Here is a 20,376-nt window from a genome sequence, read left to right on the forward strand (position 1 = left end):
TCCGGCGATGATCAGAAGACAACGGCTGGCGGCGGGAGTCTGCGCTCTGCTCGCCGCCCTGACGGCCGGGATCGCGTTCCCCGCCGGAGCGGTCGCCGACGAGACGGAGCAGGCCGCTCCCAAGGTCGAACTGGTGCTGGACGTCAGCGGTTCCATGCGTACCCGCGACATCGACGGCGGCACCCGGATGGCCGCGGCGAAGCAGGCGTTCAACGAGGTGCTGGACGCGACCCCGGAGGAGGTCCGGCTCGGCATCCGCACCCTCGGCGCCAACTACCGCGGCAACGACCGCAAGGAGGGCTGCAAGGACACCGAGCAGCTCTACCCGGTCGGCCCGCTGGACCGGACCGACGCGAAGACGGCCGTGGCCACGCTGGCACCGACCGGCTGGACGCCGATCGGACCCGCGCTGCTGAAGGCGGCGGACGACCTGAACGGCGGTGACGGCACCCGCCGTATCGTCCTGATCAGTGACGGCGAGGACACCTGCCAGCCGCTCGATCCGTGCGAGGTGGCCCGGGAGATAGCCGCCAAGGGCATCGGGCTGACCATCGACACCCTCGGCCTGGTGCCCGACGCGAAGACCCGTGACCAGCTCAGCTGCATCGCGGACGCGACCGGCGGCACCTACACCTCGGTGCGGCACAAGGAGGAACTGACCGACCGGGTCGGTGATCTGGTGGACCGGGCGGCCGACCCGGTGGTCACGCCGGTGGCGACCGAGGGCGCGGCGCAGTGCGCGAAGGCGCCGGCGCTGAAGTCCGGGCTGTACACCGACCGCGAGGAGTTCGGGCAGCAGCGCTGGTACCGGGTGGACGTCGAGCCGGGCCAGGAGCTGCGCGCCTCGGTGAGCGTGGCCGACGACCGGGCCGTCCGCCCCGACTACGGGGTGCTGCTGCGGGCGGTGACCGTGCACGGACGTGAGATCGTGCGCGGCGAGGCCGCCGGCACCGGCCGGACGGACACGGTCTCCACGGGCCTGCGCTATCCCAGGCCGGACAGTGACGACGACGCGGCGCCGGCGGAGACGGTGTGTCTGCAGGTCACCAACTCCTTCTCGGCCGCCGCGGGTGTGAAGACCACGCCGGGCCTGCCGCTGGAGCTGACCGTCGACATCGTGGACGGGCCGTCGGGCCACCACGACGTGGCCTCCTTCGGGCTCGGCCGCGGCTGGTGGCTGCTGGGCGCGCTGGTGCTCGCCGGCTTCCTCGCCGGTCTGCTGTGGGGCTGGCTGTCGCGCTGGCGGGTCGCCGTCTGGAGGACGAACTGATGCGTATCACACGTGTGCTGGGCGCCACGCTGCTGGCGCTGGGGCTGGCCGCCGGGCCGGCCGCCGCCGACTCCTCGCCGTCCCCGGGCGCCTCCGACGACGGCAAGGCGCCCACCCGGGCGGGTACTTCGTTCCGTACGGCGACGGAGATCGAGCAGGGACAGCGGGCCACCGCGTCCGGCTCCACCGGTGACTACCTGTACTGGTCGTTCCCGGCGGACACCGGGCAGCGCCCCACCGTCAGAGCGACCGTGAAGCTCCCCGGCACGCACGGCTCACAGGCGTGGCAGCTCGACGTGTACGACGGGCTGCGGCGCCGGCAGGCCTGCCAGTACGGCGCCCAGACCCGCACCGCCGCGCAGGGCACCGGATCGGTCGAACTCGCCTGCGTGCTGCGCACGGTGCGCGGCTGGTCGGAGCCGTGGGCCAACGACCCGCTGCCCGGCACGTACTACGTCCGGCTGACCGTGGTGGACCTCGGCGCCTCCGACCTCGGGCAGCCGGTGAGCGCCGAGGTACGCGTCGACACCAAGGACATCGGCGGCGCGGCTGCCGTGGACGGTTCGCTGGGCAAGCCGCTCGTCCCCGGGATCGCCGTCAAGGCCGATGAGGACAAGGACGGTTCGAAGGCAGCGGTGCTGTCCAGCTTCGGTTCGGACGACGGCTGGTCCTCGGGCTGGTGGTCCGACCGCTGGGTGTGGACCGCGGTCGGCGGCATACTGGCCGCGCTCGCCGGCATCGGCGGGTACGCGCTGACGCGCGGACCGGGGCGGCCGTCCCGGGTACCGCCGAACGTGTAGCCCGCCCCGCGTGAAGGCCCGCCCACCGGCGGGCCTTCACTTGTCAGCCGGGGTCGCGGGTGACGTCCGCCTCCCGGCGCGCCTCACGTCTTCCGGAGTGTCTCGGCGAGGGGTCCGTCGCCGGTCACCGTCACCCGTCCCTCCCGTACCGCGTCCGGCAGGCCCACCTCTCCCCGGGCCAGGGCCTCGCAGGTCGCCGCGTCCATCGTCAGCCGCGCCGCGGGCTCACCGGGCGCGGGCCCGTCGCCGTACACCGGCCCGGTCCCGGCGCCGACCCGCAGATGGAAGTCACCTTCGTCCAGGCGTACTTCGACGAACCCCTCGCCCTCCAGCGCGCGCAGCAACGGCAGCGCGAACCAGTGCGCGCGGACCGCGTCGGTCGGGCGCCGCTCGCCCAGTTCGGCCTCACCCCAGCTGCCCAGCGCCTGCAACACCGGCAGCAACCGCCGCCCGCGGTCCGTGATCTCGTACACGTACGCCGCGCCCGGCGGGGGCAGCCGCCGCCTCGTGGTGAGCCCGTCCCGTTCCATGTCCTTCAGCCGGGAGGCGAGGACGTCCGTGCTCACGCCGGGCAGGTCCGCGTGCAGGTCCGTGTAGCGACGGGGGCCGGCGAGCAGTTCCCGGACGATCAGCAGGGTCCAGCGGTCGCCGACGAGGTCGAGCGCGCGGGCCGCGGAACAGTACTGGTCGTAGCTTCGGCGAGGTGGCATGCGACGCAGTCTAGACATGTTGTTGGACTTTCCAAGCTCCCACTTGGTAAAACCAAGTAACACGAGTTCCCGGAGGGACGCATGGAGTTCCGGCAGTCGAACAAGCTCAGCGAGGTCTGCTACGAGATCCGCGGCCCGGTGATCGAGCACGCCAACGCGCTGGAGGAGGCGGGGCACAGCGTGCTCCGCCTGAACACCGGCAACCCCGCGGCCTTCGGCTTCGAGGCACCCGAGGAGATCATCCAGGACATGATCCGGATGCTGCCGCGGGCCCACGGCTACACGGACTCCCGCGGCGTCCTCTCCGCCCGGCGCGCGGTGGCCCAGCGCTACCAGACCCTGGGCCTGGACGTCGACGTGGACGACGTCTACCTCGGCAACGGCGTCTCGGAGCTGGTCACCATGGCCGTCCAGGCCCTGGTCGAGGACGGCGACGAAGTCCTTGTCCCGGCACCGGACTTCCCACTGTGGACGGCCGTCACCACCCTGGCCGGCGGCAAGGCCGTCCACTACCTGTGCGACGAACAGGCCGACTGGAACCCCGACCTGGCCGACATGGCGTCGAAGATCACCGACCGGACCAAGGCCGTGGTCATCATCAACCCCAACAACCCGACCGGCGCGGTCTACCCGAAGGAGGTCGTCGAGGGCATCCTCGACCTCGCACGCCGGCACGGCCTGATGGTGTTCGCCGACGAGATCTACGACCAGATCCTGTACGACGACGCCGTCCACCACTCGGCCGCCGCCCTCGCCCCCGACCTGGTGGTGCTGACCTTCTGCGGCCTGTCCAAGACCTACCGCGTGGCGGGCTTCCGCTCCGGCTGGCTGGTGGTCACCGGCCCGAAGCAGCACGCGAAGAACTACCTGGAGGGCCTGACCATGCTGGCCTCCATGCGGCTGTGCCCCAACGCCCCCGCCCAGTACGCCATTCAGGCCGCCCTCGGCGGACGCCAGTCCATCCGCGAACTGACCGTGCCCGGCGGCCGGCTGCACGAACAGCGGACCGTGGCCTGGGAGAAGCTCAACGAGATCCCCGGCGTGTCCTGCGTCAAACCCAAGGGCGCGCTCTACGCGTTCCCGCGCCTGGACCCCAAGGTGCACCGCATCCACGACGACGAGAGGTTCGTCCTGGACCTGCTGCTGCGCGAGAAGATCCAGGTCGTCCAGGGCACCGGCTTCAACTGGCCCTCCCCCGACCACTTCCGCATCCTCACCCTGCCGTACGCCGACGACCTGGAGGCGGCGATCGGCCGGATCGGACGGTTCCTCAGCGGGTACCGGCAGTAACCGTCCCGCCCGTCTCGCGTGTCTGCGCGAAGTCCACCCCCGTCGACGACCGGGGATTCCACGCGGAACGGGCCACAAGCCATCGGTGCGCGCCCGACCAGCGCCGCACCGCCCGCCCCTGGTCTCGTTCCCGGCGCAGGAGACGCACCAGGGGCGGGCGGTGTTCTCGTACGGATTCCGCCGCGCCGGCCGTGCGCCGGCCCTGCCGAGGCACGGCCGGCGCACGGCCGCTGGACACGGCGCGGCAGCCGTCGCCGGCCCCGGCGGACCGGCCGCGGCGCGCGTGCATCCGGGCCGGGGTGCCGGGTGCCGCGGCGGCCTGCCCGACGCACGGCTCACCGCCGTCAACGAGGGCCCCGGAAACCGCGTGTTCGCGGGACACCCGGGCCCGCAGGTCCACGACGGCAAGGCGGACGGCGTCGAGGGTGCGGGAGACGGGCACCCCGCCTCCCCCACCCTGCCCGGCCGGGCGGCCGTGGCCGTGGCCGTGGCCGTGGACCACCGCTGCACGCCCCCGGCACGAAGAGCGCCGACACCTGGTGCGTACGGCGGCACAGGCCGTGGTCCGGGCACCGCACGACACCCACGGCACGGTCCTCCCGGTCACGGACGCGCCCCGCGGGACGGCCACGATCGACACCTGCGGGGAGACCCTCACCATGGCCGCCCCGCACCGCACACCCACCGGGTCCCGAGGGCGGCCGTCTGGCGCAGTCCGTCCTGCGGGCGGCGGCGGCCCTGTGACACCGTGCCGTCATGGGTGACCTCCTTCTCGTCCGGCACGGTGAGACCGAGTGGTCGCGGTCCGGCCGGCACACCGGCTCGACCGACGTGCCCCTCACCGACCAGGGGCGCGACGAGGCACGCCGGCTGGCACCGCTGATCCGCTCGCACCGCGTCGCGGCGGCCTTCGTCAGCCCCCTGCGCCGGGCCCGGGAGACCGCCCGGCTCACCGGCCTCCCCGACGCCCTCGTCGACAGCGACCTGCGCGAATGGGACTACGGCGGCTACGAGGGCGTGACCACCGCGGAGATCCAGCAGAACCGGCCCGGCTGGTTCCTCTTCGCGGACGGCGTCGCGCCCGGCCCGCCGGACCACCCGGGCGAGACCCCGGAGCAGGTCGGGGAGCGCGCCGACCGGATCCTGGCCAGGGCCGACGCCGCGTTCACCGGCACCGAGGGGGCCGTCGTCCTGATCGCCCACGGCCACCTCCTCCGCGTCCTCACAGCCCGCCGCCTCGGCCTCCCGGCCCGGCACGGCGCACTGTTCCAGCTGGCGACGGGGGCGTTGTGCCGGCTCGGCACGGAGCACGGGCGGCCGGTGGTGGCGGGGTGGAACATCCGGCCCCGGGAGTAGGGGTCCACCGCACGTACGGGATGCGGGAGGTGGCGTGCGGGGTGCTGGACACCTCCCGTCCCGGGCGCCCTTCGCCGTCCGCCCTCCGGGGTGCGTGCCGGCCGTTGTCGGACCCGGCCCGTACTCTGCGAAGAGGCCGGACCACCCCGTGCCCCGTGCCCCGACGGCCCCGGAAGGAGCGTCCCGTGACCCGACCGCCCACCGCCGCGCAGCGCCGCGTGATCGAGGCCGCCGATCCGGTCACCGGCCGGCTGCGTGGTACGGAGTCCCAGCTCGCGGCGCTGGTGAAGCAGGGGCTGGCCTTCCGGCATCCCCGGCCGCCGCACGCCCACTTCCTCACCCCGGCCGGCCACCGCGTCCGGGAGGCGGTGCCCGAGGTGCCTGCCGAACCCGTGGCGGACACCGGGGTGTTCGCGGCGCGGGTCGGCGGCGAGGAGGAGCCGCCCGCCGGTCCGGCCCGGCTGCGTGAGGTGCACAGTGCCTGGCAGGGGCTGCTGGAGCTGCGCCGGATGACCGGTGCGGACGGTGCGGTGGACCGGCCGTGCGGCTGGGAGCGGGCGCATCTGGTGCGGGCGGCGGCGCTCGCCCTGGAGGCGGCCGGGCACCGTCCGGCAGGAGGGGACGCGGACGGATACCGGGTGCGGGCGACCCCGCAGCCGGAGGCGGTCGCGGTGTACGCGCCGGACGCGCGGACCCTGACGGCCTGCGCGGTCACGCTGGAGCGGGCCGGCTGGCAGGCGGGCGAGTACAGCGAGCCGCGGACGGGAGTGCGCTATCTGCTGGCCTCGCCCCGCCGGGTCTGAACGGCGTGCCAGGATCGGTGCGTCGGGAGTCCGAACGTGAGAGGGGCGAGCAGTGTCCGAACCGTTTTCCGTGCGGGTGACCGTCCGCGGCTACGAGACCGATGCCCAGGGCCACGTCAACCAGGCGGTGTACGTCAACTACGCGGAGCACGCCCGCTGGTCCCTGCTGAGTGCGGCCGGCGTGACCCAGGCCCGGCTGATCGGACGGGGTGTCGGCCCGGTGGCGCTGGAGACGACGATCCGCTACCGGCGCGAGCTGCTCGCCGGTGACGAGATCGACATCACCTGCGCGTTCGAGTGGGGCGGCGGCAAGACCTTCCGGATGTCCCAGGAGATCCGCAGGACGGACGGCACGGTGGCCGCCGAGGTCACCGCGGTCGCCGGTCTGCTCGACCTGGAGGTGAGGAGGCTGGTCGCCGATCCGGGCGCGGTGTTCGAGGAACTGGCGGCCGAACCGGCCCTGTTCGGCCTGTAGTCGCTGAAGGGTGACGGCCGGGGGACACGGGTCGTCTCCGTCTCCCCCGGCCGCGTGAACGGGGTGGCCGCCGGTTCAGTGCGCGGCGGCTATCTCCTCCCCCGCCTCCATCGGGTGGGTGACGTCCTGGGCCTCGTGGCCCTTGCCGAGATGGTTGAAGAGGAGGTTGAGGACGACGGCGGTGACGCAGCCGGTGGAGATGCCCGAGTCCAGGACGATCCTCGCGGTCTCGGGGAACGCGTGGTAGAACTCCGGCGCGGTGATCGGGATGATGCCGACCGCGAGGGACACGGCGACGATCAGGACGTTGTTGTCCCTGTCCAGGCCGGCCCGGACCAGGGTCTGGATCCCGCTCGCGGCGACCGAGCCGAACAGGACCACGCCGGCGCCGCCGAGGACGGGCCGGGGTACGACGGCGATGAGCGAGGCGGCCATGGGACACAGGCCCATGAGGACCAGGAAGCCGCCGCCGGTGGCGACGACGTACCGGCTGCGGATGCGCGTCATCGCCACCAGGCCGATGTTCTGCGCGAACGCGCTGCACATGAAGCCGTTGAAGAGCGGGCTGAGGGCGGAGCCGAGGGTGTCGGCACGCAGGCCGGCCGCGATCGTCCTCTCGTCGGCGGGACGTTCGACGATCTCGCCGAGGGCCAGCATGTCGGCGGTCGACTCGGTCATCGAGACCACCATCACCACGCACAGCGAGAGGATGGCGGCGAGCTGGAACTGCGGGGCGCCGAAGTGGAACGGGGTCGGGAAACCGGCCACGTCGGCATCGGCGACGGGGCCGAAGTCGGTGACGCCGAAGGGGATGGCGATGAGCGTGCCGGTGACCAGGCCGAGCAGGACGGCGATCTGCTTGACGAAGCCGCGGGTGAAGCGGCGCAGCAGCAGGACGATGGCAAGGGTGGTGCCGGCGAGGGCCAGACAGGTGGTCGAACCGTAGTCGGGTGCCTGGGGGTCGGGGCCCTGGGCCCAGCCGAACGCGACCGGCAGCAGGGAGACGCCGATGAGGGTGATGACGGATCCGGTGACGACCGGCGGGAAGAAGCGCACGGCCTTGCAGAAGGCCGGGGCGGCGAGGAAGCCGAGCAGGCCGGCGACGACGACCGCGCCGAAGATGACCGGCAGGGCGTCCGACTTGTCCTTGGTGGAGGCGACGACCGCGGTCATGGGGGCGACACCGGCGAAGGTGACGCCGTTGACGAAGGGCAGCCGGGCGCCGATCTTCCCGATGCCCAGGGTCTGGAGGATGGTGGCGAGGCCCGCGGTGAACAGGCAGGCGCCGGTGAGGAAGGTCAGGTCGGTGGCGGAGAGGCCGACGGCCGCGCCGACGATCAGTGGTGGGGCGACGACTCCGGCGTACATGGCGGCCACGTGCTGCAGGCCGCTGGTCACCATTTTGAGGGCGGGGAGTTTCTCGTCAACAGGATGGGCGGCCACGGCTGCTCCTCCGAGCGGGTAACACGTCGTCACCGACGCGGGTTTCATGGAGGTGGTGCGTGTGGTCGTGCGGGACCGTGACGGGGGCGGAACGTGAGCGGTGCGGCGGTGACCGCTCCGGGGCGCGCGTCCGCGCGCACCCCGGAGACGGTCGGCCGTGGATCACGCTCGGATCCACGCCTCCGGCCGGAGGCCGTCCCCTCCGGCCGGAGTTCTGTGGCGGGCCGGCCGTGCGGCGGCCGGCCCGGGTGCCGCGGTGGTCAGCCCCGCGCGGTGATCCGGGCGAGGCGCCGGGCCTCCTCGCGGGTGGAGGCGGCGATGGTGTCCTCGTCGGCGGTGAGCAGGCGGCCGTTCTCGACGATCTGCCGGCCGTCGACGAAGGAGGCGGTGACCGGGGCGGCGGCGCCGAGGACCAGCGCGGTCACCGGGTCGGCGATGGAGGCGTGGGCGAGCGTGTCCATCCTCCACAGCACCAGGTCGGCCAGCTTGCCGGGCTCCAGGGAGCCGATCTGCCCGGCCCGGCCGAGGACCCGGGCGCCGCCGTGGGTTCCGAGCCACAGGGCCTGGCGGGCGTTCAGCGCGGCCTCGCGGTGGGCGCCGAGGCGGTTGATCAGCAGAGCGTTGCGCAGTTCGGTGTGGAGTTCCCCGGACTCGTTGGAGGCGGTGCCGTCGACCCCGAGGCCGACCGGGACGCCCGCCCTCAGCATGTCGGGGACGCGGGCGATGCCGGCGGCGAGGCGGGCGTTGGAGGAGGGGCAGTGGGCGACGCCGGTCTTCGTGCGGGCGAACGCGGCGATGTCGGAGTCGCTCATGTGGACGCAGTGCGCCATCCACACATCCTCGCCGAGCCAGCCGGTGGACTCGAAGTAGTCGGTCGGGCCCATGCCGAACAGCTCGTGGCAGAACTTCTCCTCCTCCACGGTCTCCGAGCCGTGGGTGTGCAGCCGTACGCCGAGCCGCCGGGCCAGTTCGGCGCCCTCGCGCATGAGTTCGGTGGAGACGGAGAACGGGGAGCAGGGGGCCACGGCCACCTGGGTCATGGCGTCGAAGGAGGCGTCGTGGTGCGTGCGGACGGTCTCCTCGGTGGCGGCGAGGGCGCCCTCCAGGGTCTCGACGGCGAAGTCCGGCGGCAGGCCGCCGTCCTTCTCGCTGCGGTCCATGGAGCCGCGGGCCAGCGTGAAGCGGACGCCGAGTTCGGCGGCGGCCCGGATGATCGAGCCGGACAGGTCACCGGAGCCGCGCGGGTGGACGTAGTGGTGGTCCATGGCGGTGGTGACACCGCCGCGGGCCATCATGGCGAGGGACCCCTGGGCGGCGGTGTACGTCATCTGCTCGTCGATGCGCGCCCAGGTGGGGTAGAGCGCGACCAGCCAGTCGAACAGGTTGTGGTCGGTGGCGAGGCCCCGGGTGATCCACTGGTAGAAGTGGTGGTGGGTGTTGACCAGGCCGGGGGTGGCCAGATGGCCGGTGGCGTCGATGCGGCGCACCACGTTCTCCAGGCCTTCGGGGGCCCGGCCGGCGCCGACAGACTCGATCCGGTTGCCGGCGAGGACGAGGTGCCCGGAGGCGTGCTCGGTGCCGCCCGCGTCCACGGTCGCGATGGCACAGTTCTCGATGACGGTGCGCTGGGCTGCCGGTGCTGCCATGGTGCTTCCTTGTCATTCGGTGGCGGCCCGTGGCCGGGGAGGGGGGCCACGGGGAGGGCACGGCAGGACCCTAGGAGGATTTGAGTGCCGGGGCCGGCCCGCGGCCCCGGGTGCCGAGATGGTGGAAGAACAGGTTGAGCAGGACCGCGACGAGGGCGCCGGCGCTGATGCCGGAGCCGAGCACGGTCTGCGCCCAGGCCGGGAAGCCGGCGTAGAAGGTGGGTGCGGCCAGCGGAATGATGCCGGCGCCGAGTGCCACGGCCACGAGGATGATGTTGGAGCTGTCGTCCAGGCCCGCCTCGGACAGCGTACGGATGCCGCTGACGGCGATGGAGCCGAAGAGCACGATGCCCGCGCCGCCGAGGACCGGCATGGGGACCAGGGAGACGACGGCGCCGAGGACCGGGAAGGCGCCGAGGACGAGCAGGGTGCCGCCGGCGACGGCGACGACGTAGCGGCTGCGTACCCGGGTGAGGGAGACGACGCCGACGTTCTGGGCGAAGGCGGAGGTCGGGAAGCCGCCGAAGACGGGGCCGAGCAGGGTGGCGATGCCGTCGGTGCGCAGGCCGCGGGTGATGGTCGTGGCGTCGGCGCGGCGGTCGCAGATCTCGCCGAGGGCGAGCATGCCGGCGGAACTCTCGGTCATCAGCACCAGCATCACGATGCACAGGGAGAGGATGGCCGCGGGCTGGAACTCGGGGGCTCCGAAGGCGAACGGGGCGGGGAGGGCGGCGACGGGCGCGGACTGGAGGCCGCTGAGGTCGGCCATGCCGAAGGGGATCGCGGCGAGGGTGCCGACGAGCAGCCCGAACAGCAGGGCGACCTGTCTGACGAAGCCCCTGCCGAAGCGCTGGATCAGCAGGATGACGGCGAGGGCGAACCCGGCGAGCGCCAGGTGGCGCATGGCGCCGAAGTCGGCGGCGGTCGCGTCGCCGCCCTGCGCCCAGCTCACCGGGACGGGCATCAGGGTGACGCCGATCAGGGTGATGACGACGCCGGTGACGAGGGGCGGGAAGAAGCGGAGCAGGCGGCCGAAGAACGGGCCGAGGGCCAGGCAGAAGGCGCCGGCGACCATCACCGCGCCGTAGACGGCGGGGAGTTGGTGTCCATGGCCGTTGGCCTCGGCGATGGCGAGGATGGGGGCGATGCCGGCGGATGAGGCGGCGTTGACGAAGGGCAGCCGGTTGCCGACGAGTCCCCTCACGCCGATGGTCTGGAGGATGGTCGCGACGCCGGCGATGAGCAGGCTCGCGGCGATGAGCCGGGTGCGGGCCGCGATGTCGAGTCCGCAGGCCTGGCCGATGATGAGCGGAGGAGTGACGACGCCCGCGTACATCGCGGCGATGTGCTGGAGAGCGGCGGGGACGAGCCGCGTCGGGTGGAGCTTCTCGTCCACCGGGTGCACGGACGTGACGGCGTCCTCGGTGTGCACCGGCGGGGTGGAACACGGGGCTGTGGCGGGCCCCTTCGCAGGCTGTGCCATTTCGTTCCCTCCGGTGTGGCGCGCCCCCGGCCGTGGTGGCGGGGCCGGGGGCGCGCGTCCCGCGTCAGAGGTTGGTCATGTCGACCGGGATCTTCGCCTCGCAGCCGTCCCGGAGGACGGTCGCCTCGATCAGGCCGTAGGGCCGGTCCGCGGCGAAGTAGACCTCGTTGTCGTTCTCGAGCCCGAACGGGCCCAGGTCGACGAGGAAGTGGTGCTTGTTCGGCAGGGAGAAGCGCACCTCGTCGATCTCGCTGCGGCTGTTGATGATGCGTGCGCCCATCTGGTACAGCGTCTGCTGCAACGAGAGGGAGTAGGTCTCGGCGAAGGCCTGGAGCATGTGCTTCCTGACCTGCTCGTACGACTTCTCCCAGTGGGGCGCCTTCTGCTCGTCGTCGGTCCAGTTGAACCGCCAGCGACTGGAGACCTCGGTGGCCAGGATGCGGTCGTACGCCTCCTGGAGGGTGGTGTACCTGTCCTTGACGTAGCCCCAGAACTCGGAGTTGGTCGAGTTCATCACGACCAGGTCCTTCAGGCCGGAGACGACCTCCCACCGCTCACCGTCGTAGGTGATCTGGGTGACGCGGGTCTCCTGGCCCTTGCGGACGAAGGAGTGCTTGACCTCGTCGGCGCCGATGAACCTGGAGCCGGCGTCGGAGGTCTCGATCCGCTCCCAGGCGTACTCCTCGATCCGGATCCGCGCCGTCCTGATCGGCTCCTGCGAGGTGACGAAGTGGCGGGCGAGGTGGATGCCGAACTGCTCGGCGGACTCGATGCCGTGCTCCTTGGCGAACGCGAACACCGTGTTCTTGGTGGTGTCGGTCGGAAGGACGTTGGCGTTGGAGCCGGAGTAGTGGACCTCCTCCATGTCGCCGCTCAGCGCGACCGACACGTTCAGGTCCTTGATGTGATGGGTGGCGCCGTCCCGCGTGATCCTGACGACCCGGTTCTCGGCCTTGCCGTACTGGTTCTGTCCCAGGATGACGGGGCGGGCAGGGCGGGAATTGTCGGTCATGTAGCTAGCTCCCTCGGTAAACGGAGTAGCCGAACGGGTTGAGCAGCAGCGGTACGTGGTAGTGCTCGCCCGGTACGACGGCGAACGTGATCGCCACCTCCGGGAAGAACACGCCGGGTCCGCTGTCCCGGTTCGCGGGGGCGTCCTGCTGCGCATCGGCTTGCTTCTTCGCGGATTGCTCTTCGAAGTACGGCTCCACGGCGAAGTCGAGCCGTACGTGGGTCGTCCCTTCCGGCAGGGCCGGCAGGTCCTTGCACCGGCCGTCGGTGTCGGTCGCGGAGCCGCCGAGCGTCTGCCAGTCGGCTGCCGCGCCGCCGCGGGCGGCGAGCCGGACGGCGACGCCCTCGGCGGGGCGGCCGGCGGAGGTGTCCAGGATGTGCGTGGACACGGAGGCGGTGGTGCTGGTGCTCATGGTGTCAGGCGTCCTCTTCGACGAGTCGGGCCAGGCGGATGCGGTTGATCTTCCCCAGCTCGGTGCGGACGATCTCCCGTTCCTGTTCCGGCGCGTTGCCGATACGCTCCTTGACCGCGTCGCGCATCTGCTCGGCGGTCCGGCCGGTGGCGCAGACGAGGAAGACGTGGCCGAACCTCTCCTGGTAGGCCAGGTTGAGTTCGAGCATCTCGGCCTTGAGTCCGGCGGAGGCGCCGGCCATGCCCCGCTGTTCGCGGGCGGAGGTCGGGTCGCCGGGCCGGGGGCGTCCGATCGGCGGGTGCCCGGCCATCGCCTCTTCCAGGTCCGCGGTGGTCAGCTCGGCCGTGGCGGCGTCGCCGGCGGCGTAGAGGTCGTCCGTGGTGGCGTAGGGACGGGCGGCGGTCAGGCGCCGGGCCCACTCGGTGGAGGCGCACACCTCGTGGAGGGCGGCGAGGGCCGCCGGCTCCTCCAGGGCGTTGAACCGGGCCAGGCCCGGGGGCGTGGAAGTCGACGTCACGGGAGCCTCCGTGGCCACGATGGGCCGTCGTGCTGAACGGGCTGCCGATAGCTAACGCCCTCGGAAACATCACGTCAACACTTTGTTGAAAATTCCGCGTAACAAGAGAGGCCCGGCCCCGGGCGGCACATCGGCCCCCCGTCCCCGGGCCCGTCAGGCGCCCTTGTCCCGGTTGAGGTAGTTGTAGACGGTGAAGCGGCTGACGCCGAGCGCGCCCGCCACCGTCTCCACGCCGTGCCGCACGGCGAACGCGCCTCGCGCCTCCAGGATCCGTACGACCTCCTGCTTCGCCTTGCGGTCGAGGTCGGCCAGCGGCCGGCCCTGTCTGCGCTCCATGGCGGCGAGGATGTGGTCGAGGGAGTCGGCGAGCTGGGGCAGGCGCACGGCGACGACGTCGGCGCCCTGCCAGGCGAGGACGACGTCCTCGGGGCCGGCCTCGTCGGGCGGGAGCATCTCCCCGCCCATGGCGTCGACCAGCGGTTTCACGGCCGCGATGAAGGGCTCGTCCCCGGTCACCTCCCCCCCTCCCCGGTCTCGTCGCCGTCGATCACGTTGATCTGGAGCGAGACCCGGGTCGCGCCGGCCCGGAGGGACTCGCGCAGCAGCGCGTCCAGCGCGGTGAGCACGCGGTCGGCTCCGCCCTCGGCCGTGTTGCCGAACGGGCCCACGTCGACGGCGTCCAGCCCGGCCGCCTCGATGACCTCCCGGGCCACCAGGGCGTGCGCGGGCGCCTCGTCCAGGTCGAAGGGCTCGGTCGTGAACTCCACTCTCAATCGCACGGGCTCAACCTAACGCGCGGGGCGGTTCCTGGGCAGCCCGGCCGGACTCCGCGGCCGGCCCCCCTTGACAAGCGGCGGGACCCGGCGGCAATCTTCCATCAAGCAGAAATAAAATTCCATCATACGGAATAGCGACCACGGAAGGGAGCGCGGCCGGGAATGCCAGGTTCTGAGTGGTGCACAGCCGCAGACCAGCGCTTCGACGTCAACCTGTCGATCCTCTTCACGGAACTCCCGCTCCTGGAGCGTCCCGCGGCAGCCGCCGCGGCGGGCTTCTCCGCGGTCGAGCTGTGGTGGCCCTGGACCGACTCCCCCACCCCCGAGCGTTCCGACCTGGACGCCCTGAAGAAGGCGGTCGAGGACGCGGGCGTTCGGCTCACGGGGCTGAACTTCTACGCCGGACAGCTGCCCGGCCCGGACCGCGGCGCCCTGTCGGTGCCCGGCGAGCAGTCGGAGAGGTTCCGCGCCAACATCGACGTGGCGGCGGACTTCGCGGCTTCCCTGGGCTGCGGGGCGCTCAACGCGCTCTACGGCAACCGCGTCGAGGGCGTGGACCCGGCCGAGCAGGACGCGCTCGCCCTGGAGAACCTGGTCCTGGCGGCCCGGGCCGCCCACCGCATCGGCGCGATCCTGCTGGTCGAGGCGCTCAACAAGCCCGAGTCGCCGCTCTACCCGCTGGTGTCGGCGCCGGCCGCGGTCGGCGTCGTCGACGCGGTGAACGCGGCGACGGGCCTCGGGAACGCGAAGTTCCTCATGGACCTGTACCACCTGTCCATGAACGGCGAGGACCTGCCGGCGGTCATCGACCGGTACGCGGCGAGGACCGGGCACGTGCAGATCGCCGACAACCCCGGCCGCGGCGCCCCCGGCACGGGTTCGCTCCCGCTGGCGGAGCTGCTCGACCGGCTGGGCAAGGCCGGTTACGACGGCTGGGTCGGCCTGGAGTACAAGCCCGGCGACCGTCCGAGCGCCGAGGCCTTCGCGTGGCTTCCGCGCGCGGCGCGCCGAACCCCCGACCCTGCAGAGCAGTGAGAGAGGCACCTCCGAAGATGAGCAACCTCCCCAAGATCGCGTGGATCGGCCTCGGCATCATGGGCTCCCCCATGGCCGAGAACCTGATCAAGGCGGGCTACCAGGTCACCGGCCACACCCTGGAGCAGGACAAGCTGGACCGCCTGGCCGCCGCCGGCGGCACGGCCGCCCCCTCGGTCGCCGAGGCCGTGCGCGAAGCCGACGTGGTGATCACGATGGTGCCCGCGTCCCCGCAGGTAGAGGCCATCGCCTACGGTCCGGACGGCATCCTGGAGAACGCGCGGCAGGGCGCCCTGCTGATCGACATGTCGTCCATCACCCCGCAGACCTCCGTCGACCTGGCGAAGGCCGCCGAGGGCAAGGGCATCCGGGTGCTGGACGCCCCCGTCTCCGGCGGCGAGGCCGGCGCCGTCGAGGCCGTGCTGTCCATCATGGTCGGCGGCCGGCAGGCCGACTTCGACGAGGCCAGGCCGGTCTTCGAGGCGCTCGGCAGGACCATCGTGCTGTGCGGCCCGCACGGTTCCGGCCAGACCGTGAAGGCCGCCAACCAGCTGATCGTCGCCGTGAACATCCAGGCCTGCGCCGAGGCCGTGGTCTTCCTGGAGAAGTCGGGCGTGGACCTGAAGGCCGCGCTCGACGTCCTCAACGGCGGCCTGGCCGGGTCCACCGTGCTGACGCGGAAGAAGGACAACTTCCTCGCCCGCGACTTCCGGCCCGGCTTCCGTATCGACCTGCACCACAAGGACATGGGCATCGTCACCGACGCCGCCCGCACCGTCGGAGCGGCCCTGCCGGTCGGCGCCGTGGTCGCCCAACTGGTCGCGTCGCTGCGCGCCCAGGGCGACGGCGGCCTGGACCACTCGGCCCTGCTGCGGGCCGTGGAGCGCCTGTCCGGCGCCCAGGTCTGACCGGCCGCGCGAGACTTCCGGGCCGCGGTGCCGCCGACACCTGTCCTGTCGCGCCCGGGCGGCAGCGCGGCCCGGAACCAACTTCAACAAAGTGTTGACGCTCAGTTGCCTCACTTCTAGGCTCCACCAAGCGGAAGTAGATTTCCGCTGCCACCCGCACGGAAGTGCCACCGCACGGAAGGTCCCCGATGTCCAAGCGCGTGCTGACGACAGAGTCCGGCGCCCCGGTCGCCGACAACCAGAACTCCGCCTCCGCCGGCATAGGCGGCCCGCTCCTGATCCAGGACCAGCACCTGCTGGAGAAGCTCGCGCGCTTCAACCGCGAGCGCATCCCGGAGCGTGTGGTGCACGCCCGTGGCTCCGGCGCCTACGGCCACTTCGAGGTGACGGACGACGTCACCGGCTTCACCCACGCCGACTTCCTGGACCGCATCGGCAAGCGCACCGAGGTGTTCGTGCGCTTCTCCACGGTCGCCGACTCCCTCGGCGGTGCGGACGCCGTCCGTGACCCGCGCGGCTTCGCCGTGAAGTTCTACACCGAGGAGGGCAACTACGACCTCGTCGGCAACAACACCCCGGTGTTCTTCGTCAAGGACCCGATCAAGTTCCCGGACTTCATCCACTCGCAGAAGCGGGACCCGTTCACCGGCCGGCAGGAGCCCGACAACGTCTGGGACTTCTGGGCCCACTCCCCCGAGGCGACGCACCAGGTGACCTGGCTGATGGGCGACCGCGGCATCCCGGCGTCGTACCGTCACATGGACGGTTTCGGCTCGCACACCTACCAGTGGACGAACGCGGCGGGCGAGGCCTTCTTCGTCAAGTACCACTTCAAGACCAACCAGGGCATCCGCTGCCTGTCCGCCGAGCAGGCCCGGGAGATCGCGGGCCAGGACCCGAACTCGCACCAGACGGACCTGCTCCAGGCCATCGAGCGGGGCGTGCACCCGTCCTGGACCCTCTACGTGCAGCTCATGCCGGCGGCCGAGGCGGCCGGCTACCGCTTCGACCCGTTCGACGTGACCAAGGTCTGGCCGCACCGCGACCACCCGCTCCAGCGCGTGGGCCGCCTGGTCCTCGACCGCAACCCGGACAACGTGTTCGCCGAGGTCGAGCAGGCCGCCTTCTCCCCGAACAACTTCGTGCCCGGCATCGGCCCCTCCCCGGACAAGATGCTCCAGGGCCGCCTGTTCGCCTACGCCGACGCCCACCGCTACCGCCTCGGGGTCAACCACACCCTGCTCCCCGTGAACGCCCCGAAGGCGGTCCCGGGCGGGGCCCTCAACTACGGCCGCGACGGCCTCATGGCGCTCAATCACCAAGGCCGGCACGCCAAGAACTACGAGCCGAACTCCTACGACGGCCCGGCCGAGACCGGCCGCCCGCTGTCCGCCCCCCTCGCGGTCCACGGCCACACGGGCACCCACGAGGCTCCCCGGCACACCAAGGACGACGACTTCCTCCAGGCGGGCGAGCTGTACCGCCTGATGTCGCGGGAGGAGAAGTCCCGCCTGGTCGCGAACATCGCCGGCGGCCTCTCGCAGGTCTCCCGCGACGACGTGATCGAGAAGAACCTGGCCCACTTCCACGCCGCCGACCCCGAGTACGGCAAGCGCGTGGAGGAGGCGGTCCGCGCCCTGCGCGAGGACTGACCCCGGGACCACCGAGCAGCGTACGGGATCTGACGGGAGGTCATGGTTCCGGACGCGGCCCGCGCGGCAGGCCGGACGGCCCTGATGAGGGGTGGTCGCCGGCCCGGAGCGCGGGCAGGGCGAGGACCGCGGTGGCGTGCGAGCCAGTGCGGTGGTGAAGGACCCGGATCCCCTTCTCGACCAGAGGGAAGGGCACCCGGCTCCGTCGCTCCCACCGCGGTCCCACCCAGCCCCGTCAGCGGGGCCCGCCCACCCCGTCCGGCGGCGCGAACGACCTGTCGCGCCCGGCCTCGCGCCGTCGGACGGCCACCACACGGTGCCCGCAGCGCCCCCTGGCCCAGGGGGCGCTTTCGCGCGTGCCCGGCCGCCCGGGGTGCGCGGGCGGCGCTTCCGCAGCACGCTGAAGCCATGGGCAATCCGACGCAGTACCCGCACATCGTGGTCCATCCACCCGCCCTGGACGGCTCCCGGCGCGTCACCGAGGGGGACGTCATCCTCGGGATCGCGTCCCATCTGGACGACGTCGTGGAGATCCTGCGGCTCACCGACCTGGACCGCGTCGAGGTGGAGGAGAGCGATCTCATCGAGTGGCAGGGCGGGGGGCCGGACGACTGGCCCGGCCTGTCGGAGCACGAACTGTAGGCGCACGAACTGTAGGCGCACGAGCTGTACCGGCACGTACGGCAGCGGCCGTACCCGGGCCGCGCAACCTCAAATCAACCTCTGAACACTGCCGCGGGGGCTTCAACCGGGCCTGCCGTCGGGCAGATTATCGGCACGCGGGGCCCGCCGACACGGGGGCGGCGGACCCCGCACGGGGGCGTCACGTGGACCGTACGGGCCGTACGCCGTCGATCCTCCGGTGGGGCGGGACGCGGGCGACGGGGGCCGCTTCCGTTCGGCCGGCGCGACGGGACCGGCCGGGCCGGTGTGCGGGCACGGGAAAGGGGCGGCCGTCCTTCCGGGCGGCCGCCCCCTGTGTGCGCCGGACGTGTCAGACCTTCAGGGGCCTGACCGACGTCGGCGCGTGGCCGGGCTCGGTGGCCAGGTCCTCGAACTCGGAGATGTCGCTGATGTCCATGGTGCGGCTCATCGCGATGTTGGTGATCCGCTCCAGGATCGCCTCGACGACCACCGGCACCCGGTACTCGGCGGCCAGCTTCTTCGCCCGCTCGAAGGCGGCACCCAGCTGGTCCGGCTCGGTGACCCGGATGGCCTTGCAACCCAGCCCCTCGACGACCCTGACGTGGTCGACGCCGTAGGCGCCCAGCTCCGGCGCGTTGATGTTCTCGAACTCCAGGTTGACCTGGAAGTCGATGTCCAGGCCGAGCTGTGCCTGCCGGATCAGGCCGAGGTAGGCGTTGTTCACCAGGACGTGCACGTACGGGATCCGGTGCTGGGCGGCGACCGCCAGCTCCTCGATCATGAACTGGAAGTCGTAGTCGCCGGAGAGCGCGACGACCGGCGAGTCCGGGTCGGCCCTGGCGACGCCGATCGCGGCCGGGACGGTCCAGCCGAGCGGGCCGGCCTGTCCGCAGTTGATCCAGTGGCGCGGCTTGTAGACGTGCAGCATCTGCGCGCCGGCGATCTGGGAGAGGCCGATCGTGGTGACGTACCGGGTGTCCGGGCCGAAGGCCCGGTTCATCTCCTCGTACACGCGCTGCGGCTTCATCGGCACGTTGTCGAAGTGCGTACGGCGCAACAGCGTCGCCCTGCGCTCCTGGGTGGAGGCCACCCAGGAGGAGCGGTCCGGGAGCCGGCCCGCCGCCCTCAGCTCCTTCGCCACCTCCACGAACAGCTCCAGCGCGGCCTTCGCGTCGGAGACGACCCCGTAGTCCGGCGGGAAGATCCTGCCGATCTGGGTGGGCTCGATGTCGACGTGGACGAACGTGCGGCCCTGCCGGTAGACGTCCAGCTTGTAGCCGGTGTGGCGGTTGGCCCAGCGGTTGCCGATGCCGAGGACGAAGTCCGACTCCAGGAAGGTGGCGTTGCCGTACCGGTGGGAGGTCTGGACGCCGACCATGCCGGCGTTCAGTTCGTGGTCGTCGGGGAGCGTGCCCCAGCCCATCAGGGTCGGGATGACGGGGGTCCGGGTCAGTTCGGCGAACTCGACCAGCAGGTCGGCGGCGTCGGCGCCGATGACGCCGCCGCCGGCGACGATGACCGGGCGCTCGGAGTCGAGCAGGAAGGAGATGGCCTTCTCGATCTGGGCGCGGGTCGCGGCCGGCTTGTGGACGGGGAGCGGCTCGTACGTCTCCGCGTCGAACTCGATCTCGGTGAGCTGCACGTCGATCGGCAGGTCGATCAGGACCGGGCCGGGCCGGCCGGAGCGCATCAGGTGGAAGGCCTGCTGGAAGACGCCGGGGACCTGCGCGGCCTCCAGGACGGTCACCGCCATCTTCGTGACCGGCCTGGCGATCGAGGCGATGTCGACGGCCTGGAAGTCCTCCTTGTGGATGACGTGCGTCGGCGCCTGGCCGGTGATGCACAGGATCGGGACGGAGTCGCCGATGGCCGAGTACAGACCGGTGATCATGTCGGTGCCGGCGGGGCCCGACGTGCCGATGCAGACGCCGATGTTGCCCGGTCCGGTGCGGGTGTAGCCCTCGGCCATGTGCGAGGCGCCCTCGACGTGGCGGGCGAGGGTGTGGCTGATGCCGCCGCCCTCCTTCAGCGCCTTGTAGAACGGGTTGATCGCCGCGCCCGGCACACCGAAGGCGTCGGTGACGCCCTCGCGCTTGAGGATCTCAACTGCCGCGCGGGCAGCGGTCATACGGGCCATCGAGTA

The 20,376-nt window shown here is 72.1% G+C and carries 20 protein-coding genes; 10 read left to right on the forward strand and 10 right to left on the reverse strand.

Annotated elements, in window-relative coordinates:
- Positions 1 to 7 precede the first annotated feature (7 nt).
- Together ACF1BE_RS31760 and ACF1BE_RS31765 are read left to right on the forward strand one after the other, a co-directional pair.
- Positions 8 to 1,270, forward strand: coding sequence for a VWA domain-containing protein (locus ACF1BE_RS31760; RefSeq protein WP_392202454.1), 1,263 nt, complete (start codon positions 8 to 10; stop codon positions 1,268 to 1,270).
- Positions 1,270 to 2,070 (forward strand): hypothetical protein, encoded by an 801-nt coding sequence (locus tag ACF1BE_RS31765; RefSeq protein ID WP_392202455.1) that lies wholly within the window; start codon positions 1,270 to 1,272, stop codon positions 2,068 to 2,070. The genes ACF1BE_RS31760 and ACF1BE_RS31765 overlap by 1 nt, the downstream gene beginning before the upstream one ends.
- Positions 2,071 to 2,153: 83 nt before the next feature.
- Here the strand turns inward: ACF1BE_RS31765 and ACF1BE_RS31770 are convergent, their stop codons facing one another.
- Complete coding sequence (locus tag ACF1BE_RS31770; protein ID WP_392202456.1) at positions 2,154 to 2,780, reverse strand: winged helix-turn-helix transcriptional regulator; 627 nt, start codon at positions 2,778 to 2,780, stop codon at positions 2,154 to 2,156.
- Positions 2,781 to 2,861: 81 nt separating this feature from the next.
- Between ACF1BE_RS31770 and ACF1BE_RS31775 the strand changes: the two genes are divergently transcribed.
- The 4 genes from ACF1BE_RS31775 to ACF1BE_RS31790 all read left to right on the forward strand — a co-directional run bounded on the left by ACF1BE_RS31775 (position 2,862) and on the right by ACF1BE_RS31790 (position 6,704).
- Positions 2,862 to 4,070 carry a pyridoxal phosphate-dependent aminotransferase gene (locus ACF1BE_RS31775; RefSeq protein ID WP_392202457.1) on the forward strand — a complete coding sequence of 403 codons (1,209 nt, stop codon included), beginning with the start codon at positions 2,862 to 2,864 and terminating at the stop codon, positions 4,068 to 4,070.
- A gap of 756 nt (positions 4,071 to 4,826) precedes the next feature.
- Complete coding sequence (locus ACF1BE_RS31780) at positions 4,827 to 5,426, forward strand: histidine phosphatase family protein (RefSeq protein WP_392202458.1); 600 nt, start codon at positions 4,827 to 4,829, stop codon at positions 5,424 to 5,426.
- A 185-nt stretch (positions 5,427 to 5,611) separates the two neighbouring features.
- Complete coding sequence (locus ACF1BE_RS31785; protein ID WP_392202459.1) at positions 5,612 to 6,229, forward strand: hypothetical protein; 618 nt, start codon at positions 5,612 to 5,614, stop codon at positions 6,227 to 6,229.
- Positions 6,230 to 6,281: 52 nt separating this feature from the next.
- Entirely contained in the window at positions 6,282 to 6,704 is a 423-nt protein-coding gene (locus ACF1BE_RS31790) for an acyl-CoA thioesterase (RefSeq protein WP_392202460.1), read from the forward strand.
- Between the two features lie 75 nt (positions 6,705 to 6,779).
- Here ACF1BE_RS31790 and ACF1BE_RS31795 read toward each other — a convergent pair whose 3' ends face one another.
- The 8 genes from ACF1BE_RS31795 to ACF1BE_RS31830 all read right to left on the reverse strand — a co-directional run bounded on the left by ACF1BE_RS31795 (position 6,780) and on the right by ACF1BE_RS31830 (position 13,996).
- Positions 6,780 to 8,195, reverse strand: coding sequence for a nucleobase:cation symporter-2 family protein (locus tag ACF1BE_RS31795; RefSeq protein WP_392202461.1), 1,416 nt, complete (start codon positions 8,193 to 8,195; stop codon positions 6,780 to 6,782).
- A 212-nt stretch (positions 8,196 to 8,407) separates the two neighbouring features.
- Entirely contained in the window at positions 8,408 to 9,793 is a 1,386-nt protein-coding gene (locus ACF1BE_RS31800; RefSeq protein ID WP_392202462.1) for an 8-oxoguanine deaminase, read from the reverse strand.
- A gap of 70 nt (positions 9,794 to 9,863) precedes the next feature.
- The gene (locus ACF1BE_RS31805) at positions 9,864 to 11,276 is read right to left on the reverse strand and encodes a nucleobase:cation symporter-2 family protein (RefSeq protein WP_392202463.1); all 1,413 of its coding nucleotides are present in this window, start codon (positions 11,274 to 11,276) and stop codon (positions 9,864 to 9,866) included.
- Between the two features lie 64 nt (positions 11,277 to 11,340).
- Positions 11,341 to 12,288, reverse strand: a complete 948-nt coding sequence (gene pucL / locus ACF1BE_RS31810; RefSeq protein ID WP_392202464.1) for a factor-independent urate hydroxylase — start codon at positions 12,286 to 12,288, stop codon at positions 11,341 to 11,343.
- A 4-nt stretch (positions 12,289 to 12,292) separates the two neighbouring features.
- Positions 12,293 to 12,700, reverse strand: a complete 408-nt coding sequence (uraH, locus tag ACF1BE_RS31815; protein ID WP_392202465.1) for a hydroxyisourate hydrolase — start codon at positions 12,698 to 12,700, stop codon at positions 12,293 to 12,295.
- Positions 12,701 to 12,704: 4 nt separating this feature from the next.
- On the reverse strand, positions 12,705 to 13,217 hold the full coding sequence (gene uraD / locus ACF1BE_RS31820) for a 2-oxo-4-hydroxy-4-carboxy-5-ureidoimidazoline decarboxylase (RefSeq protein WP_392202466.1): 513 nt from the start codon (positions 13,215 to 13,217) through the stop codon (positions 12,705 to 12,707).
- 153 nt (positions 13,218 to 13,370) lie between these two features.
- Positions 13,371 to 13,682: a helix-turn-helix domain-containing protein gene (locus ACF1BE_RS31825; protein ID WP_392202481.1), complete on the reverse strand. Its 312-nt coding sequence runs from the start codon at positions 13,680 to 13,682 to the stop codon at positions 13,371 to 13,373.
- 47 nt (positions 13,683 to 13,729) lie between these two features.
- Positions 13,730 to 13,996: a hypothetical protein gene (locus tag ACF1BE_RS31830; protein ID WP_392202467.1), complete on the reverse strand. Its 267-nt coding sequence runs from the start codon at positions 13,994 to 13,996 to the stop codon at positions 13,730 to 13,732.
- A 159-nt stretch (positions 13,997 to 14,155) separates the two neighbouring features.
- On the opposite strand from ACF1BE_RS31830, the gene ACF1BE_RS31835 reads away from it, so the two are divergent.
- From ACF1BE_RS31835 to ACF1BE_RS31850, 4 genes are all read left to right on the forward strand, one after another.
- Entirely contained in the window at positions 14,156 to 15,028 is an 873-nt protein-coding gene (locus ACF1BE_RS31835) for a TIM barrel protein (protein WP_392202468.1), read from the forward strand.
- A 17-nt stretch (positions 15,029 to 15,045) separates the two neighbouring features.
- Entirely contained in the window at positions 15,046 to 15,936 is an 891-nt protein-coding gene (locus tag ACF1BE_RS31840) for a 2-hydroxy-3-oxopropionate reductase (protein ID WP_392202469.1), read from the forward strand.
- Between the two features lie 188 nt (positions 15,937 to 16,124).
- Positions 16,125 to 17,588 carry a catalase gene (locus ACF1BE_RS31845; protein ID WP_392202470.1) on the forward strand — a complete coding sequence of 488 codons (1,464 nt, stop codon included), beginning with the start codon at positions 16,125 to 16,127 and terminating at the stop codon, positions 17,586 to 17,588.
- A 408-nt stretch (positions 17,589 to 17,996) separates the two neighbouring features.
- Entirely contained in the window at positions 17,997 to 18,230 is a 234-nt protein-coding gene (locus ACF1BE_RS31850; protein ID WP_392202471.1) for a hypothetical protein, read from the forward strand.
- Positions 18,231 to 18,582: 352 nt separating this feature from the next.
- Here ACF1BE_RS31850 and gcl read toward each other — a convergent pair whose 3' ends face one another.
- The gene (gene gcl / locus ACF1BE_RS31855) at positions 18,583 to 20,361 is read right to left on the reverse strand and encodes a glyoxylate carboligase (RefSeq protein ID WP_392202482.1); all 1,779 of its coding nucleotides are present in this window, start codon (positions 20,359 to 20,361) and stop codon (positions 18,583 to 18,585) included.
- Positions 20,362 to 20,376 lie beyond the last annotated feature (15 nt).

The sequence above is a fragment of the Streptomyces sp. NPDC014991 genome (assembly GCF_043080665.1).
Taxonomy (GTDB): Bacteria; Actinomycetota; Actinomycetes; order Streptomycetales; family Streptomycetaceae; genus Streptomyces.